This window comes from Sanguibacter antarcticus (assembly GCF_002564005.1).
In the GTDB taxonomy this organism is placed as follows: domain Bacteria; phylum Actinomycetota; class Actinomycetes; order Actinomycetales; family Cellulomonadaceae; genus Sanguibacter; species Sanguibacter antarcticus.
This window is the reverse complement of record NZ_PDJG01000001.1, coordinates 1,568,182-1,585,510: the sequence shown is the minus strand read 5'-3', so window position 1 is coordinate 1,585,510 and position 17,329 is coordinate 1,568,182. Positions and strand designations below refer to the sequence as shown.

Annotated in this window: 17 protein-coding genes; all 17 read left to right on the top strand. The window is 69.8% G+C overall.

Going from position 1 to position 17,329, the window contains the following annotated elements; translation table 11 throughout:
* Window positions 1-28 precede the first annotated feature (28 nt).
* Window positions 29-709, top strand: a complete 681-nt coding sequence (dhaL, locus tag ATL42_RS07185; RefSeq protein ID WP_098454764.1) for a dihydroxyacetone kinase subunit DhaL — start codon at window positions 29-31, stop codon at window positions 707-709.
* On the top strand, window positions 706-1,425 hold the full coding sequence (gene dhaM / locus ATL42_RS07180; RefSeq protein ID WP_098454763.1) for a dihydroxyacetone kinase phosphoryl donor subunit DhaM: 720 nt from the start codon (window positions 706-708) through the stop codon (window positions 1,423-1,425). The genes dhaL and dhaM overlap by 4 nt, the downstream gene beginning before the upstream one ends.
* Before the next feature lie 117 nt (window positions 1,426-1,542).
* Complete coding sequence (locus tag ATL42_RS07175; protein WP_342748118.1) at window positions 1,543-1,998, top strand: DUF4233 domain-containing protein; 456 nt, start codon at window positions 1,543-1,545, stop codon at window positions 1,996-1,998.
* Window positions 1,999-2,035: 37 nt separating this feature from the next.
* Window positions 2,036-2,476, top strand: coding sequence for a nucleoside-diphosphate kinase (ndk, locus tag ATL42_RS07170; RefSeq protein WP_098454762.1), 441 nt, complete (start codon window positions 2,036-2,038; stop codon window positions 2,474-2,476).
* Window positions 2,477-2,502: 26 nt separating this feature from the next.
* Window positions 2,503-6,054 (top strand): chromosome segregation protein SMC, encoded by a 3,552-nt coding sequence (smc, locus tag ATL42_RS07165; RefSeq protein ID WP_098454761.1) that lies wholly within the window; start codon window positions 2,503-2,505, stop codon window positions 6,052-6,054.
* 95 nt (window positions 6,055-6,149) lie between these two features.
* Window positions 6,150-6,611: a hypothetical protein gene (locus tag ATL42_RS07160; protein ID WP_098454760.1), complete on the top strand. Its 462-nt coding sequence runs from the start codon at window positions 6,150-6,152 to the stop codon at window positions 6,609-6,611.
* A gap of 59 nt (window positions 6,612-6,670) precedes the next feature.
* The gene (ftsY, locus tag ATL42_RS07155; RefSeq protein ID WP_098454759.1) at window positions 6,671-7,867 is read left to right on the top strand and encodes a signal recognition particle-docking protein FtsY; all 1,197 of its coding nucleotides are present in this window, start codon (window positions 6,671-6,673) and stop codon (window positions 7,865-7,867) included.
* A gap of 136 nt (window positions 7,868-8,003) precedes the next feature.
* Window positions 8,004-9,314, top strand: a complete 1,311-nt coding sequence (locus ATL42_RS07150) for an ammonium transporter (protein WP_098454758.1) — start codon at window positions 8,004-8,006, stop codon at window positions 9,312-9,314.
* Entirely contained in the window at window positions 9,311-9,649 is a 339-nt protein-coding gene (locus tag ATL42_RS07145; RefSeq protein ID WP_098454757.1) for a P-II family nitrogen regulator, read from the top strand. The genes ATL42_RS07150 and ATL42_RS07145 overlap by 4 nt, the downstream gene beginning before the upstream one ends.
* A gap of 34 nt (window positions 9,650-9,683) precedes the next feature.
* Window positions 9,684-11,528: a [protein-PII] uridylyltransferase gene (locus ATL42_RS07140; protein ID WP_098456409.1), complete on the top strand. Its 1,845-nt coding sequence runs from the start codon at window positions 9,684-9,686 to the stop codon at window positions 11,526-11,528.
* A 53-nt stretch (window positions 11,529-11,581) separates the two neighbouring features.
* Window positions 11,582-13,156, top strand: a complete 1,575-nt coding sequence (gene ffh / locus ATL42_RS07135) for a signal recognition particle protein (protein WP_098454756.1) — start codon at window positions 11,582-11,584, stop codon at window positions 13,154-13,156.
* A 13-nt stretch (window positions 13,157-13,169) separates the two neighbouring features.
* Entirely contained in the window at window positions 13,170-14,273 is a 1,104-nt protein-coding gene (locus tag ATL42_RS07130; RefSeq protein WP_098454755.1) for an amidohydrolase family protein, read from the top strand.
* 156 nt (window positions 14,274-14,429) lie between these two features.
* Complete coding sequence (rpsP, locus tag ATL42_RS07125) at window positions 14,430-14,873, top strand: 30S ribosomal protein S16 (protein WP_098454754.1); 444 nt, start codon at window positions 14,430-14,432, stop codon at window positions 14,871-14,873.
* Entirely contained in the window at window positions 14,873-15,112 is a 240-nt protein-coding gene (locus tag ATL42_RS07120; RefSeq protein ID WP_098454753.1) for an RNA-binding protein, read from the top strand. Before rpsP ends, ATL42_RS07120 begins: the two co-directional genes overlap by 1 nt.
* Before the next feature lie 131 nt (window positions 15,113-15,243).
* Complete coding sequence (gene rimM / locus ATL42_RS07115; RefSeq protein ID WP_098454752.1) at window positions 15,244-15,858, top strand: ribosome maturation factor RimM; 615 nt, start codon at window positions 15,244-15,246, stop codon at window positions 15,856-15,858.
* Between the two features lies 1 nt (window position 15,859).
* Entirely contained in the window at window positions 15,860-16,645 is a 786-nt protein-coding gene (gene trmD / locus ATL42_RS07110) for a tRNA (guanosine(37)-N1)-methyltransferase TrmD (RefSeq protein WP_098454751.1), read from the top strand.
* A gap of 186 nt (window positions 16,646-16,831) precedes the next feature.
* Window positions 16,832-17,191, top strand: coding sequence for a 50S ribosomal protein L19 (gene rplS / locus ATL42_RS07105; protein WP_098454750.1), 360 nt, complete (start codon window positions 16,832-16,834; stop codon window positions 17,189-17,191).
* Window positions 17,192-17,329 lie beyond the last annotated feature (138 nt).

The window sequence follows — 17,329 nt, the reverse complement described above, 5'->3', positions numbered from 1 at the left end:
ACCTGTCGAGAGAAGGACTGAGGCACGAATGGCGTTGGACGTGGCATGGGCGCGACGGTGGGCACGAGAGAGCGCAGCGGCGATCGCGGCCGCGAAGGACGAGCTGATGGAGCTCGACCGCCAGATCGGGGACGCCGACCACGGTGAGAACCTCAATCGTGGGTTCCAGGCTGTCGTCGCGAAGTTGGACGCGCAGCCACCGCCCGGCACCGCTGCTGACGGCGACCCTGCCGCGAGCCCGCTCATCGCTGACGTGCTCAAGCTCGTCGCGACGACCCTCATGTCCTCGGTCGGCGGTGCGTCCGGACCTCTCTACGGCACCGCCTACCTGCGAGCAGCCAAGGTCACCGGCCTGAGCGTGCTCGACGCCCACGGCGTGGTCGCGCTCCTCGAAGGAGCGCTCGAGGGCATCACGTCGCGCGGCAAGGCCGTCCCGGGCGAGAAGACGATGGTGGACGCCTGGACACCTGCGGTCGAGGCCGCGATCGCGACGGCCGACGCTGGAGGAACTCCTGAGGACGTCCTCGAGGCGGCGGCCACGGCGTCCGCGGCGGGCGCAGTGGCGACGGTGCCGCTCCTCGCGACCAAGGGGCGAGCGAGCTATCTCGGAGAGCGGAGCATCGGTCACGAGGACCCCGGTGCCGCGTCGAGCGCGATCATCCTGCGGGCTGCCGTCCGTGCAGCCGGCGCGACCGAGGCCGCAGCATGACCGCGCACGTCGCGATCGTGCTCGTCTCGCACTCTGGCGCGCTCGCGTCGGGTGTGGTCGAGGTCGCCGGGCAGATGGCACCGGACGTCGCCCTCGTCGGCGTGGGCGGGACGGACGACGGTGGGGTCGGGACGAGCTTCGACCGTGTCGGCGACGCGGTCCAGGCAGAGCTCGCGGCAGGCAGAGACGTGCTCGTCCTCGGGGATCTGGGGTCGGCGATGCTCACGGTCGAGTCCGTGCTCGACCTTCTCGAGGGGGACGACGCCGCACGCGTGCGCCTCGCTGACGCCCCGTTCGTGGAAGGGGCTGTCGCCGCAGCCGTGACCGCTCAAGGTGGGGGAGACCTCCTGGCTGTCGTCGCATCGGCCCTGCATGCTGCTACGACGTTCGCTGAGCCGTCGTCCGCGCTCTCGTCGCGTTCTGAGGAGGCGGCAGAGCCGGCCTCGGACGGTTCGGCTCCTGTGGTCGAGCGGACCGTGACGGTGCGCAACGCGCTCGGGCTGCACGCGCGCCCGGCGGCGGTGCTCGCGCGTCTGGTCGCCGGGCTCGACGTGGCGCTGCTCGTCGACGGGGTCAACGGCGCCAGCGTTCTGGAGCTCATGAAGCTGGGTGCTACGGGTGGAGACGTGCTCTCTGTGCGGGCCACGGGCGCGGACGCGCAGCATGCGGTCGATGCTGTCGCGGAGATGGTCGAGGGCGGGTTCGGCGAGCTGTGACCGACGCCCGCGCACGAGAACAGGCATCGCCTGCACACGTGCATGGACTGCAGGTCTTCCGGGTGACCGGCCTCGCCGCCGCCGAGGGGGACCGCTCGACCTCGGTATCCTGACGAGGTGAGCTCTCCAGACGCACCAGCCCCCGCAGGACCGAACCCGCCCACGTCGGGTGGCGCCGACGACGCGCCCGTACGCATCGTGGCGAAGAAGTCGGCGAAGATCCAGTTCGCGTCGACCATGCTCCTGCTCGAGGCGTTCGTCGTCGTGTTCGCCACGCTGGTGGCGTTCCGGCTCGTCGATGCACCGGCCAGCCAGGTGTGGCTGGCCGGGGGAGTGCTCGCTGTCGTCCTCGTGGTCCTCAGCAGGCTCGTCGACGCCCCCGGTGGGTACGTCGCGGGATCCGCGGTCCAGCTCCCGTTCCTCGCGGTGTCTCTCGTCATCCCTCTCATGGTCATCGTGGCCGTCGTGTTCGTCGCCATGTGGGTGGTCGCGCTGTGGCTCGGTGCGAAGATCGACCGGGAGCGCGCCGAGTACGACGCGGCCCATCCTGACGAGGTGCCGCCCTCTCGCTGAGCGTGGCTCCGGCCACGCAGCAGATAGGGTTGGCCGCATGACATCTTCAGCGTCTCCTGCCGTCCCCCGTACGCTCGTCCTCGTCAAGCCGGACGGTGTCCGGCGCGGCCTCGCAGGTGAGATCCTCCGCCGTGTCGAGGCCAAGGGGTACGCGCTCGTAGCCGTCGAGCTCAAGCACGCCACCGAGGAGCTTCTGGCCCAGCACTACGCAGAGCACCAGGGGAAGCCGTTCTTCGCACCGCTCGTCGAGTTCATGTCCTCGGGACCGGTCCTCGCGATCGTCCTCGAAGGACAGGGCGTCATCCAGGGCTTCCGCTCGCTCGCAGGCACGACAGACCCCACGACGGCCGCGCCGGGAACGATCCGCGGTGACCTCGGGCGAGACTGGGGCCTCGACGTCCAGCAGAACCTCGTCCACGGCAGCGACTCTGACGAGTCCGCCGCACGCGAGATCGGGCTCTGGTTCCCCTCGCTCTGAGGGACGCGCGCACTAGGCTCTGAGCCGTGCACCTCAAGACACTCACGCTCCGCGGGTTCAAGTCGTTCGCGTCCGCGACGACCCTGAGCTTCGAGCCTGGTGTGACGTGCGTGGTCGGTCCCAACGGGTCTGGGAAGTCGAACGTCGTCGACGCCCTGGCCTGGGTGATGGGGGAGCAGGGAGCCAAGACCCTGCGCGGCGGAAAGATGGAGGACGTCATCTTCGCCGGGACGTCCGGGCGCCCACCGCTCGGGCGGGCGGAGGTGTCGTTGACCATCGACAACGCCGACGGCGCTCTGCCGATCGAGTACAGCGAGGTCACGATCACGCGGACGCTGTTCCGCAGCGGTGGCTCCGAGTACGCGATCAACGGTTCGTCGTGCCGGCTGCTCGACATCCAGGATCTGCTCTCCGACTCGGGGCTCGGCCGTGAGATGCACGTCATCGTCGGGCAGGGACAGCTCGACCAGGTGCTGCGCGCGACCCCCGAGGAGCGGCGCGGGTTCATCGAAGAGGCAGCCGGGGTCCTCAAGCACCGCAAGCGCAAGGAGAAGGCGCTCCGCAAGCTGGAGTCGATGCAAGGGAATCTCCTGCGTCTCGGCGACCTCACTGCTGAGGTCCGGCGGCAGCTGGGACCGCTCGGGCGCCAGGCGGAGGCGGCTCGCAAGGCCGCCGTCGTGCAGGCGGACCTGCGGGACTCGCGTGCGCGTCTTCTGGCGGACGACCTCGCGCAGCTGACGGCCTCGCTCGCACAGGAGATCGCCGACGAGACGGCGCTGCAGGCACGCGTCGCCGCGGTCTCGGCGAGCCACGACGCTGCGCGCTCTGCGCTCGTCGCGCTCGAGGAGGAGGCCGCAGCAGCAGCTCCGTCCGTGCGCGAGGCGAGCGAGACCTGGTACCGCCTGTCGTCGTTGCGCGAGCGGATCACGGGTCTCCAGACCCTCGCTTCGGAACGGCTGCGTCTCCTCGGTGCTCCCCAGCCGGTCGCGACCGGTGCGGACCCGGTCGACCTCGATCGACAGGCTGCCCGTGCCAGAGCGGCGGAGGCTGAGCTCGCTTACGAGGTCGAGGTTCGACGATCGGTGCTCGACAGGTCGGTCGTCGAGCGCCAGCGGTGCGAGGAGGCTGGGGCAGCCGCAGAGAAGGTCCTGGCCGATCTCCTCCGTGGCGAGGCAGACCGTCGTGAGGGAGTCGCCCGGCTCGCGGGGACCGTTGCCGCCAAACGGTCTCGGCTTGAGGCTCGGGAGGCGGAGGTCGAGCGGCTGCGTGACTCGCTCGCCGAGGCCGACCGGCGCGGGACGGGTGCGCAGGCCCAGTTTGCGGCGCTCGAGAACGAGGTCACGGGTGCGCAAGAGGGCGAGGAGCACCTGGACGCCGAGCACGAGCGCGCGACCGCCGCCCTCGAGGACGCTGAGCGTGAGGTGCGCCGGGTCGCGGGCGTGCGCAGCGAGGCCGAGCGGGACCACGCGACGTGGAGCGCCCGGAGCGAGGCGCTCGAGATGAGCCTGGACCGCAAGGACGGTGCTGGGGCGCTCCTCGAGTCAGACCTGTCGGGTGTGGTCGGCTCCCTCGCCGCGATGCTCGCGGTGGACCCGGGGTACGAGGACGCGGTCGCTGCCGCGCTCGGGACCTATGCGGACGCGATCGTCGTCGGGTCGGTCGACGCGGCCGTCGAGGCGATCCGGCTGCTCCGGCTCGACGACGCAGGCCGGGCTGCGCTGGTGGTCGGCGGGCCCCTCGTCGATCCTCGTGCAGAGGACCCGGAGGTCGGGCTCGTCGAGCTGCCGACGGGTGCGTCGTGGGCACGGTCGGTCGTCCACCCCGTGCCGTCGGTGCGTGCCGGGGTCGACGCGCTGCTGCGGGACGTCGTCGTCGTCGAGGACCTCGTGCAGGCGGGGGCCCTCGTGGACGAGCACCCCCGTCTTCTCGCGGTGACACGCTCTGGCGACGTGGTGGGTGCGCACAGTGCGTGGGGCGGGACGTCCGCCGCGCCGAGCGTGCTCCACCTGCAGGCGGCGCTGTCCGAGGCTCAGGCCGCGCTCGAGGACGCAGACGCCCGGCTCGCGACCGCTGCACGGGAGCGCGACGTCGCAGCCGCTGCCCTCGAGCAGGCTCAGGCGAGCCACGACGCGGCTCTCGCTCGGCTCAACGAGTCAGACGCGTCCCTCGCCGCGGTGGCCGAGCAGCTCGGGCACCTGGGCGCCACGTCGCGTGCGGCGGCGGGCGAGGCTGCACGCTTCCAGGCGCAGCTCGATGCCGCGACGCACGCCGGCGAGCGGGAGCGCTCGGAGCTCGACGCTCTCGCGGGGCGGCTGAGCGCGGCCCAGGCCGCACCCGAGGTCTCCGCGGCCGCGGTCGACGCTGCTGCCGCGGAGCGTGACGATCTGCTCGCACGGGCGGGCGCGGCGCGTTCCCGGGAGATGGACGCGCGCCTCGCCCTGCGCACGAGCGAAGAGCGTGCGCGTGCACTGGCAGGCCGTGCCCAGTCGCTGGAGCGCACCGCCTCGACCGAGCGGGCGGCCCGGGCCCGCGCTGCCGAGCGTGAGGCGCTCCGTGTCCGGCAGGCGGACCTGGCGCGTGCCGTCCGCGACGGTGCCGCGACGGCCCTGGCACGGTTGGACGGCTCGCTCGAGCTCGCCCAGGCGCGACAAGACGGCGTCGAGGCCGAGCGCGTCGAGCGAGAACGTGGTCTCACCGAGCTGCGTGCGCGGACGGAGCACGCCGCGACGAGCCTTCGGGAGCTCACCGACGTGGCACACCGGGACGAGGTCGCCCGGACGCAGCAGCAGCTGCGGATCGAGCAGCTCGAGACGCGCTCGCTCGATGAGCTCGGGCTCGACCCGACGACACTCCTCGACGACTACGGACCCGATCGGCCGGTCCCGCCGGACGACCGACCGTATGTGCGGGCGGAGCAGGAGAAGCGGCTGCAGGCGGCCGAGCGTGCCATGGCGCGCCTCGGGAGGGTCAACCCGCTCGCGCTCGAGGAGTTCGCTGCGCTCGAGGAGCGGCACACGTTCCTCACCACCCAGCTCGCTGACCTCAAGAGGTCGCGCACGGACCTCCTCGAGATCGTCCGGGAGATCGACGCACGGGTCGAGGAGGTCTTCACCGCGGCGTTCCACGACACCCAGGCGCAGTTCGTCGACGTCTTCGCTCGGCTGTTCCCGGGCGGTGAGGGCAGCCTCGCCCTCACCGACCCGTCGGACATGCTCACCACCGGCATCGAGATCGAGGCGCGGCCCGCGGGAAAGAAGGTCCGACGCCTGTCGCTCCTGTCGGGCGGCGAGCGTTCTCTCACGGCGATCGCGCTGCTCGTCTCGATCTTCAAGGCGCGGCCGAGCCCGTTCTATGTCATGGACGAGGTCGAGGCGGCGCTGGACGACACCAACCTCGGACGGCTCCTGGAGATCTTCGTCGAGCTCCAGCGAGACAGCCAGCTCATCGTCATCACCCACCAGAAGCGGACGATGGAGATCGCCGACGCGCTCTACGGGGTGACGATGCGTGGCGACGGTGTGACGACCGTCATCAGTCAACGGATCAGTCAGGATCTGCGGGAGAGCGCCGGATCGTGAGCCATGCGTGGAGGTTGCGTGTCGATCAGAAGACGTTTCGGTCCTAGCTCGCGTCCCGGGGTCGATCGGGGCTCCGCGCGTGCTAAAACTTGCTCATGGTGCAGATGTATGTGTGGTTGGTCGTAGCCGTCGTCCTCGCGGTCGGGGTCGTGCTCCTTGCTGCCACGACGTCCGACGAGGGTGAGCCAGGCCAGGAACCGGTCAGCGCGCCCCGCAAGCTTGCCGCGACCGCGCGCCAGACCTGGTTCGATTTCCTCTCCGGTGCACAGATGCTGCGCGCTCGGCTCGACCGTCTCCGGGTCGCGAGCTCCGGTTCGGAGGCAGCCAGCGGCGCCGACGGATCTCGTGCCCTGCACACCGGAGCGTCGCCTCGCCTCTCCGTCCTCGCCGGTGCGTCTGATCGCAAGGACAACACGCGTCCTCGGACGACCGACGCGTGGTCCTTCGAGACTCCTCAGGACACCACGATCGACGACTTCTTCGCTGCGACGCAGACGTCCGCGCCGGCCTATCTCGACGCCACGCAGATGAGCAACGCTCTGCACCGACGCCGCTGAGGCGATCGGCAGTCGCTCTCGTGGTGCGGCAGACCACCTCCCCCTGAGAGACTGCAGGCGTGAATGATCAGCTTCCTGTCTGGATAACTCTGGCCGTCCTCGTCCTCGGGTCTCTCGGGTTCGTCGGCGTGTCCTCCGCCAACCGTCGCAAGCGGTCGAAGCCCCACGACGAGACGCGCAGTCTCGACGGTGCCTCCACGCGCACCGGAGACGTCCTCGTCGACGGCGACGCCCTGGGCGAGGCGGTGCTCGCGCCCTCGGGCGACGTCGCTCCGCCACAGACGCAGCCCACCGAGCCGCAGGCCGACGTCCCCGAGCCGACAGCGGGACGTCTCGTGCGCCTCCGCGACCGGCTCGCCCGCTCCGGCTCCCCGCTCGGGACACGGCTCCTCGCCGTGCTCTCGCGTGACCACCTCGGCGAGGACGACTGGGACGAGCTCGAGGAGACGCTGCTGCTCGCGGACGTCGGTGCAGGTCCTGCCGCCGAGCTCATCGAGGCGTTGCGCACCCAGGTGCGCGTCCACGGTGTCAAAGACGCGGCGAGCGTTCGCGCGATGCTCCGTGCCGAGCTCGTCGCGCTCGTCGACCCAGACCTCGACCGGACGCTCCACACCACCCCGACCGTCCACGAGGACGGGACCAAGACGCCGGCGGTGCTCCTCGTCGTCGGTGTCAACGGCACCGGGAAGACGACGACGGTCGGCAAGCTCACCCGGGTGCTCGTCGCCGAGGGGAGCACGGTCGTGCTCGGAGCAGCGGACACGTTCCGTGCTGCTGCTGCCGACCAGCTGACCACCTGGGGCGCACGCGTCGGCGTCGAGACCGTCCGGTCGTTCAAAGACGGCGCAGACCCCGCAGCGGTCGCTTTCGACACCGTCCGGACGGCACGGGAGCGCGGCGTCGACGTCGTCCTCGTCGACACGGCCGGGCGTCTGCAGAACAAGGCCGGCCTCATGGACGAGCTGGGGAAGATCACACGCGTGATCACCAAAGAGGCACCGCTCACCGAGGTGCTCCTCGTGCTCGATGCCACCACCGGACAGAACGGGCTCAACCAGGCGCGCGTCTTCGCAGAGGTCGCGGGTGTCACAGGCATCGTCCTGACCAAGCTTGACGGCACCGCGAAGGGTGGGATCGTCGTCGCGGTCCAGCGCGAGCTCGGCGTCCCGGTGAAGCTCGTCGGGCTCGGGGAAGGTCCTGACGACCTCGCGCCGTTCGACGCCGAAGGGTTCGTCGACGGGCTCCTCCAGGCCTGAGAGGCCCGACGAAACACAACGTTTACGTGCGGAGCGATCTCGTCACCCGCTCGAAACACGTGCGGTCGAGCGAGGAAACCCGTCTCGTTGAAAGTTGTACCCGACCGGCCGCCTGGCTGGGATGGGAGATGATCCGATGGAATGGGATACCGGGGCTACCGCGTGGATGCTGACGTCAGCATCTCTCGTGCTCCTTATGACGCCCGGCTTGGCGTTCTTCTACGGCGGCATGGTTCGTGCCAAGTCCGTGCTCAACATGATGATGATGTCCTTCGGCGCGATGGGCGTCATCGGCGTCGTCTACGTGCTGTGGGGCTGGTCGATGTCGTACGGCAGTGACGTCGGCGGGATCATCGGCAACCCGTTCGAACAGTTCGGGCTCGACGGCACCATCTTCGACGCAGACGGGGCCGCGGTCGTCAGCACGCTCGGCAACTACCCGCAGGTCGTCGACGTCGCCTTCCAGGTGACGTTCGCCATCATCACCACCGCGCTCATCAGCGGGGCCATCGCCGACCGTGTCAAGTACGGCAGCTGGATGGTCTTCACCGGAATCTGGGTCACTCTCGCGTACTTCCCGATGGCCCACATGGTCTGGGGCGGCGGGTTCCTCTCCGCAGCCGACAACGGGCTCGCCGCGATGGTCTTCGGTTCCACCGACGGCGCCGCGAACGTTGCACCGATCGACTTCGCCGGTGGCACGGTCGTCCACATCAACGCCGGTATCGCCGCGCTGGTGCTCGTCCTGCTCATCGGGGCGCGCAAGGGCTTCGGCAAGGAGCCGATGCGACCGCACAACCTCCCGTTCGTCATGCTCGGCGCCGCGCTCTTGTGGTTCGGCTGGTTCGGGTTCAACGCTGGTTCCGCCTTCGGTGCCAACGAGACTGCGGGCCTCGCCTGGGTCAACACGACCACCGCGACCGCGGCGGGCATCCTCGGCTGGCTCATCACGGAGAAGATCCGCGACGGTCACGCCACCTCCCTCGGTGCCGCATCGGGCGTCGTCGCCGGGCTCGTCGCCATCACCCCCGCGGCCGGCTCTCTCAGCCCGGTCGGTTCGATCGTCCTCGGTGCCGTCGCCGGTGTGCTCTGCGCCCTGGCTGTGGGCCTCAAGTACAAGTTCGGCTACGACGACTCGCTCGACGTGGTCGGTGTCCACCTCGTCGGTGGGCTCGTCGGTACCGTCGCTATCGGGTTCCTCGCGACCGACACCGGTCTGTTCTACGGTGGAGGCGCAGATCAGCTTGTCATCCAGATCCTCGTCGCACTCGTAGCCGTCGTGTTCTCCGGCCTCGTGACCCTCGTCATCGGGCTCATCATCAAGAGCACGCTCGGATGGCGTGTGACCGAGGAGGCTGAGGTCGGCGGGATCGACCTCGCCGTCCACGGTGAGGGTGCGTACGAGACGGTCGGCGGCAGCCGCGTCATTACGGAGGTCAACTCATGAAGCTCGTCACCGGAATCATCCAGCCGCACCGCCTGGACGACGTGAAGACTGCGCTCGAGGCAGCAGGCGTGCGTGGCATGACGGTCAGCGAGGCCAGCGGATACGGTCGCCAGAAGGGGCACACGGAGGTGTACCGCGGTGCTGAGTACACCGTCGACCTCGTTCCCAAGGTGCGTATCGAGGTCCTCGTCGAGGACGACGACTCGAGCGTCGTCACCGACGTGATTGTCCAGGCCGCCCAGACGGGCAAGATCGGCGACGGCAAGGTGTGGACAGTCTCGGTCGACGACGTCGCCCGGGTTCGTACCGGGGAGCACGGCGCTCAGGCGCTCTGACCCCCCACCAGCTGGAGAGCGACGTAGGTACATGATGGTTGAGCACGGCTACGGCGCTGAGAACGATCCGGGTCCAGGTCCCCGGCCTGACGACCAGGAGCAGGAGGTCCCGCACCCCGCAGGGGTGCGGGACCTCCGCACCGAACGGCTCGCGCTCGCTGAGCGGCTCATGCGCACGTCCGCTGTGCCGGGTGAGGCACCCGCTGGCCCGGAGCGGCGTCGGGCGATGGGGGACCTCGTCGTCGAGCGCCTCGAGGAGCTGTGGGCCGTCGCGACGAGCGAGGTCGACCCGAGCGGGATCGCTCTGGCGGCGGTCGGGAGCCTCGGTCGGGGGGACGCCGGACCGATGAGCGACCTCGATCTCGTCCTCGTGCACGACGGTCGTACCCACGGTCCTGAGGAGCTGCGCTCTGTCGCGGAGAAGGTCTGGTACCCGATCTGGGACGCAGGCCTCGACCTCGACCACTCGGTACGGTCGCTGGCCCAGTGCCGACAGGTGGCGTCGAAGGACCTTCCTGCGGCGGTCGGGATGCTCGACGTCCGACCGGTGGCGGGCGACGCGCTCGTGGTGCACCGTGCCACGTCGGCGGTCCTCATGGACTGGCGGTCAGCGGCTCGCCGCAGGCTCCCTGAGCTGCTCACCTCGACGAAGGCACGCGCGGACCGGCACGGTGAGCTCGCCTATCTCATCGAACCTGATCTCAAGGAAGCGCGAGGTGGCATCCGCGACGCCGTCATCTTGTCCGCGCTCGCGGCCACCTGGCTCACGGACCGCCCGCACGGGGCGGTCGACCGCGCCTACGACCACCTGCTCGATGCCCGCGACGCCATCCACCTCGTCACGCGCAGGCGCACGAACCGCCTCGTCCTCGCAGACCTCGACGAGGTCGCCGAGGTCTGCGGTTACGGGGACTCGGACGACTTCCTCGCGAGCCTCGCCGAGACAGGGCGTGAGATCTCGTACGGCCTCGACACGACCATCCGGCGCGCTCGCCAAGCACTCCAACGCCCTCTCGCAGCCGCGCGCCCGTTCATGATCCGTGGCCGTCGCGCCGCGCCCCGCCTCCGATCGGTCGGAGACGGCCTCGTCGAGCACGACGGCGAGCTGGTCCTGGCGGTCGAGGCGAGCCCCGCGACGGACCCGATGCTCGCCCTGCGTGCGGCTGCTGTCGCTGCCCGGACCGGGCTGACGATCTCGCCGGTCTCCGTGACGAGCTTCGAGCAGTGCGCGCCGCTGCCTGTCCCGTGGCCGAAGCCTGCCCGGACCGCGCTCCTGACCGTCCTCGGTGCTGGGCCGGCCCAGATTCCCGTCTGGGAGGCCCTCGACCTCGCCGGTGTGGTCACGTCGTGGATCCCCGAGTGGCAGGGCGTGCGCAACCGGCCGCAGCGCGCTGCCGTCCACCGGCACACCGTGGACCGCCACCTCATCGAGACGGTCTCGCGTGCACGTCGGTGGCGCCGGACGGTCGCCCTGCCTGACGTCCTGCTCCTGTCGGCCTTCTTGCACGACATCGGGAAACGGGCGGGTGCGACGGACCACTCCGTCGTCGGAGCCGAGCTCGTCCCGATGATCCTTCGACGGATGGGGTTCGAGGACCAGGTCGTCGCTGACGTCGAGCGGATGGTGCGTCATCACCTGACGCTGTCGCGGCTCGCGGTGAGCAACGACCCGTCGGACCCAGCGACCGTCGACGAGCTGGCGGAGGCGGTCGACCATCGGCCAGAGCTTCTCGAGGTGCTCCGGGCGCTCACCGAGGCGGACGCCTCGTCGCTCGGCCCGACGGCCTGGACCTCGTGGCGCGAACGGCTCGTGGACGACCTCGTCGCACGGACGATGGTGGCCCTCGGCGGTGGTCCGGGCGACGACGTGGCGCACTGAGCCGGTAGGCTGTTCCCTCTGCCACATCCAGCGACCGGTGAGGATTGCAAACGGTGTTCGCCACTCTGTCGGATCGTCTGACATCGACCTTCAAGAACCTCAAGACCAAAGGGCGCCTGTCCGAGGCCGACATCGACGCGACCGTCCGGGAGATCCGGCGGGCGCTGCTCGATGCCGACGTCGCAGTCTCCGTCGTGCGGGAGTTCACCGGGACGGTGCGCGAGCGCGCTCTCTCGGCTGAGGTCTCCGGGGCGCTCAACCCTGCCCAGCAGGTCGTCAAGATCGTCAACGAGGAGCTCGTCTCCATCCTCGGTGGCGAGAGCCGAGGGCTCCAGCTCGCGAAGGTCGCACCGACGGTCATCATGCTCGCGGGACTCCAGGGGGCCGGAAAGACGACGCTCGCGGGCAAGCTCGCGCTGAGCCTGCGCGAGAAGGGCCACACGCCCCTCCTCGTCGCAGCAGACCTTCAGCGACCGAACGCCGTGACGCAGCTCAAGGTCGTCGGCGAGCGGGCCGGAGTACCGGTCTTCGCGCCCCACCCTGGTGTTGCCGGTGAAGACGAGGTCGCGACGGGAGACCCCGTCGGCGTAGCCCGCGCAGGCGTCGAGACGGCCCGTTCGCGGCAGCACGACGTCGTGATCATCGACACTGCAGGTCGGCTCGGCGTCGACGCCGAGCTCATGCAGCAGGCCACGGACATCCGTGATGCCACGCAGCCGGACGAGGTCCTCTTCGTCATCGACGCGATGATCGGGCAGGACGCGGTCACCACGGCACAAGCGTTCGCAGACGGCGTCGGTTTCACCGGCGTGGTCCTGTCCAAGCTTGACGGCGACGCGCGCGGAGGCGCCGCGCTGTCCGTGGCGCGCGTCACCGGCCGACCGATCCTCTTCGCGTCCACGGGAGAGAAGCTCACCGACTTCGAGGCGTTCCACCCGGACCGGATGGCGTCGCGCATCCTCGACATGGGCGACGTGCTCACCCTCATCGAGCAGGCCGAGAAGGCGTTCGACGCCGACGAGGCCAACGCGATGGCCGCGAAGATGGCGGCCGGGACCGACTTCACGCTCGCGGACTTCCTGTCGCAGATGCAGCAGATGCGCAGCATGGGCTCCATGAAGAAGATGCTCGGCATGCTGCCCGGCATGGGGCAGATGCGCGAGGCGCTGGAGAACTTCGACGAGCGTGAGGTCGATCGCGTCGAGGCGATCATCCGCTCGATGACTCCAGGAGAGCGTGAGACACCGAAGATCATCAACGGCTCGCGGCGCGCGCGCATCGCCAAGGGCTCGGGCGTGACCACGACGGACGTCAACCAGCTGCTCGACCGCTTTGCCGGTGCACAGAAGATGATGCGCCAGATGGCTCGCGGTGGAGGGATGGGCATGCCGGGGATGGGCAACCTGCCCGGCATGGGCGGGAAGAAGTCTCGAGGACGTCAGCAGGCGCAGCCCGTCCGCGGCAAGAAGAGCAAGTCGGGCAACCCGGCGAAGCGCGCCGCAGAGCAGCGTGCAGCCGAGGCCCCGCGGCAGGCACCGTCCGGGTCTGCGTTCGGTGTCGGCAAGCAGGCCGACCCCGACGCCCCGCTGGAGATCCCTGCCGGGCTCGAGAAGTTCCTCGGTCGCTGAGCCGAGCGGACGCATGAGCCAGAGACCGGTCATCCACGTCCATGGAGAGATCACGCTCGGTGAAGGCCGGGAGTACGGCGACGTGTGGATCGAGGACGGGCGGATCAGCCTGACCCGCCCGTCGGGGCTGACCGCTGACATGGATCGCATCGACGGGTATGCGTTCCCGGGTCTCGTGGATGTCCACTGCCACATCGGTCTCGCTGCAGACGGGGCGGTGACCGATACCGAGGCGCAGGACCAGGCGATCGCCGACCGGGACAGCGGTGTGCTCCTCGTCCGTGACGCGGGCTCGCCGCTCGACACGTCCTGGGTCGCCGGCCGCCCGGACCTTCCACGGCTCATCCGGGCCGGGCGACACATCGCGCGACCCAAGCGTTACCTTCGCGGGTTCGGCGACGAGCTCGAGGACGTCGAACAGCTCCCCGACGCTGTCGCACGCGAGGCCACGCGTGGCGACGGGTGGGTCAAGGTCGTCGCGGACTGGATCGACCGCGACCACGGCGACCTCACGCCGCTCTGGCCGGACGACCTCCTCGCGGAGGCCGTGCGCCGTGCGCACGCGAACGCGGCACGCATGACTGTGCACACGTTCTCCACCGAGGCTGTCGGCGCTGCGCTCGCGGCAGGTGTGGACTGCATCGAGCACGGGACAGGGATGACTGCGGACCATATCGCGGAGGCCGCGGTCCGGGGCGTCCCCGTGACCCCCACGCTCCTGCAGGTCGCCCAGTTCGAGCAGATCGCCGCCCAGGCCGACGGTCGGTTCCCGGCGTTCGCTGCGCGGATGCGAGCGATGCACGTGCGTCGGTACGAGCAGGTCCGGCAGATGTACGAGGCCGGCGTACGGATCCTCGTCGGGACCGACGCTGGCGGAACCATCGAGCACGGCCAGATCGCGCGCGAGTGTGCGGAGCTGGTCGCAGCTGGGGTCCCGGCAGCTGACGTCGTCGCCGCCGCGAGCTGGCGGACACGTGCCTATCTCGGTGCGGGCGAGGTCGTCGAGGGGGCGTCCGCGGACCTCGTCGTCTACGCGGAGGACCCACGCACGGACATCGACGTCCTGCGCTCTCCGCATGCGGTAATCCTTCGCGGAGTACGGTACACGCAGGCATAGTTGGAACCACGGCTGTCTGTCTGGCATAATCAGCCGCTGTACTCGGCATGCCCGGCCCCTCTCACCGAGCGTTGCCGCGTTTCGAACCACGCACCCCCGCACCCCGCCGGGTCGGTGCTCGGTTCACCACCATCAGAACCAGGAGAGCCCACCACTGTGGCCACCAAGATCCGTTTGAAGCGTTTCGGCAAGATCCGGGCGCCGTACTACCGCATCGTCGTCGCTGACTCGCACACGAAGCGTGACGGCCGTGTCATCGAGGAGATCGGGAAGTACCACCCGACCGAAGAGCCGTCGCTCATCGAGATCACCTCAGAGCGCGCGCAGTACTGGCTCGGCGTCGGCGCTCAGCCGACCGAGCAGGTCCTCGTGCTCCTCAAGATCACGGGTGACTGGCAGAAGTTCAAGGGTCTCCCGGGTGCCGAGGGAACTCTGCGTACCAAGGAGAAGCTCAGCGCCGAGGGTGTGGCCGAGGCTGTCGCCGGTGCCGCTGCGGACGCTGAGAAGGTCAAGGCGAAGGCATCGGCCGCCAAAGCTGCTGCCGACGCATCCTCCGCCGCTGACGCGCCGGCCGAGGCTCCCGCGGAGGAGCAGGCCTGATGTTGGCAGATGCTCTCGAGCACCTGGTGCGCGGCATCGTGGACAACCCCGATGACGTGCAGGTCAACGCCAAGCCCTTGCGGCGTGGCGAGCTCCTCGAGGTCCGGGTTCATCCCGAGGATCTCGGCCGGGTGATCGGCCGTGGCGGGCGGACCGCTCGTGCGCTGCGCACCGTCGTCGGCGCTCTCGCCGGCGATGGTTCCGTGCGTGTCGACGTGGTCGACGTCGATCGTCGCTGACACGTTGGGCGTCAGCACCGCCAGAGGTTGAGCACCGGCCCGGGGCCCGGACACCGCGAGGTGTCTGGGCCCCGGGCTTTTCCGTTTCACTGTTGGCATCAAGACTCGTGGTTCGCAGCTGGAGGAGCGCAATGGAACTGACCGTCGCCAAGATCGGGCGCGCACACGGACTACGCGGAGAGGTCGCCCTCGACCTGCGTACCGACACGCCCGAGCTGCGGTTCGCGCAAGGGCAGACGTTGCGGACGCTGCCGGCCGAGGCCGGACCGCTCACGGTGCAGTCGACCCGGATCCAGAACGGTCGGTGGCACGTGCAGTTCGCTGAGCTGACCGACCGTACGGGGGCTGAGAACGCTCGAGGGACCGAGCTGGTCGTCGAGGTCGACGCTTCGGACGAGGAGGACGCCTGGTACCCGCACGAGCTCGCGGGCCTGCGTGCCGAGCTTGTCGACGGGACGCCGGTCGGGACGATCACGGGCCTCGAGCACATGCCGGCTCACGATGTCCTCGTCCTGCGCGAGACGGACGGTGCGCGCACCCTCGTCCCGTTCACCCGGGCTTTTGTCCCCGTCGTCGACGTGCCCGGGGGGCGCGTGATCCTTGACCCTCCCGGGGGGCTCTTGGTGCGCGACGCAGCCAACCTCGAGATCGCACTGCCCGAGGGCGCTGATCTGGACGGCGCAGATCTCGGTGTGTCGGAGGCCGACGGCGACGACGCCGGAGCCGCGGCCGAGAGCGACGACTGAGGTGCGGATCGACGTCATCTCGATCTTTCCTGAGTACCTGGCCCCGTTGCACCTGTCCCTCGTCGGCAAGGCGGTGGCGACCGGAGTGCTCGACCTCGCAGTCCACGACCTGCGCACCTGGGCGACGGACCGGCACAGGACGGTCGACGACACACCCTTCGGCGGTGGGGCGGGGATGGTCATGCGCCCGGACGTGTGGGGGAGCGCGCTCTCGGACGTGCTCGCTCCGGGCGCCACGCTCGTGATCCCGACCCCGTCCGGGGAGCGTTTCACGCAGCGCACCGCGGAGTCTCTCGCCGTGTCGTCTCAGCTCGTCTTCGCCTGTGGTCGCTACGAGGGGATCGACTCCCGCGTCGTCGAGCAGCACCGGCGCGACGGGGTCGACGTCCGCGAGGTGTCGATCGGTGACTACGTGCTCAACGGCGGAGAGGTTGCGGCGCTCGTCATGATCGAGGCCGTGGCCCGGCTGGTCCCGGGCGTGATCGGCAACCCGCAGTCGCTCGTCGAGGAGTCGCACGGAGCCGCGGGACTGCTGGAATACCCGGTCTACACGAAGCCGCCCACGTGGGACGGGCTCGACGTCCCGGACGTTCTGCTCAGCGGGCACCACGCGAAGATCGTGCGCTGGCGTCGCGACCAGTCGATCACGCGGACGCTCGAACGTCGGCCGGACATGATCGAGGCGCTCGATCCTCAGAGCACCGACAAGGCCGACCGTGCGCTGCTGGCGGCGAACGGATGGTTCCTGACCGCTGGCGGACGGTTCGAGCACACCGCAGATTCGTAGTACGCCGGACGCTGTGGCAAGATGGACTGTTGGTGTGCACTGAACCGGACTCTGCCACAGGGGCGTCCCACCCAGTACCAACGCCGTATCGGCGTGACACCGCCTTCTGAACTGGACAGGATCGCTGCGCTCCGGCGCCGCGGCCCACAAGACGTTCCTGACCTGTGGCAGGACGGGGAGAATCACATGCATACGCTCGACAGCGTCGACGCAGCCTCGCTGCGTACCGACATCCCGGCGTTCCGCGCCGGAGACACCGTCAAGGTCAACGTCAAGGTCGTCGAGGGCACGCGCTCGCGTGTCCAGGCGTTCCAGGGCGTTGTCATCTCCCGCGTCGGTGGTGGGGTCCGCGAGACCTTCACCGTCCGCAAGATCAGCTTCGGCGTCGGCGTGGAGCGCACGTTCCCGCTCCACGTGCCGTCGATCGAGTCGGTCGAGGTCCTCACGCGAGGTGACGTCCGTCGCGCCAAGCTGTACTACCTCCGCAAGCTCCGCGGCAAGAAGGCGAAGATCAAGGAGAAGCGCTCCGTCGCTCCCTCCAAGTGATCGCCTGCGTCGCCTCCTCGCGAGGCGGCGCACCTGAACGACCACGCCCGCTGGCGGCCACCTGCACGGTGGCCGCCAGCGGTGTATCTGAGGAGAGCCGGTGTGGTCGCGGCGGACGATGGTCGTGCCGACCCTGAA

What these genes read in the sequence shown, in the direction of transcription:
- dhaL (WP_098454764.1), top strand. Translation starts at nt 29, where the DNA reads ATGGCGTTGGACGTGGCATGGGCGCGACGGTGGGCACGAGAGAGCGCA.
- dhaM (WP_098454763.1), top strand. Translation starts at nt 706, where the DNA reads ATGACCGCGCACGTCGCGATCGTGCTCGTCTCGCACTCTGGCGCGCTC.
- ndk (WP_098454762.1), top strand. Translation starts at nt 2,036, where the DNA reads ATGACATCTTCAGCGTCTCCTGCCGTCCCCCGTACGCTCGTCCTCGTC.
- ATL42_RS07160 (WP_098454760.1), top strand. Translation starts at nt 6,150, where the DNA reads ATGGTGCAGATGTATGTGTGGTTGGTCGTAGCCGTCGTCCTCGCGGTC.
- ATL42_RS07150 (WP_098454758.1), top strand. Translation starts at nt 8,004, where the DNA reads ATGGAATGGGATACCGGGGCTACCGCGTGGATGCTGACGTCAGCATCT.
- ATL42_RS07145 (WP_098454757.1), top strand. Translation starts at nt 9,311, where the DNA reads ATGAAGCTCGTCACCGGAATCATCCAGCCGCACCGCCTGGACGACGTG.
- ATL42_RS07140 (WP_098456409.1), top strand. Translation starts at nt 9,684, where the DNA reads ATGGTTGAGCACGGCTACGGCGCTGAGAACGATCCGGGTCCAGGTCCC.
- ATL42_RS07130 (WP_098454755.1), top strand. Translation starts at nt 13,170, where the DNA reads ATGAGCCAGAGACCGGTCATCCACGTCCATGGAGAGATCACGCTCGGT.
- ATL42_RS07120 (WP_098454753.1), top strand. Translation starts at nt 14,873, where the DNA reads ATGTTGGCAGATGCTCTCGAGCACCTGGTGCGCGGCATCGTGGACAAC.
- rimM (WP_098454752.1), top strand. Translation starts at nt 15,244, where the DNA reads ATGGAACTGACCGTCGCCAAGATCGGGCGCGCACACGGACTACGCGGA.
- rplS (WP_098454750.1), top strand. Translation starts at nt 16,832, where the DNA reads ATGCATACGCTCGACAGCGTCGACGCAGCCTCGCTGCGTACCGACATC.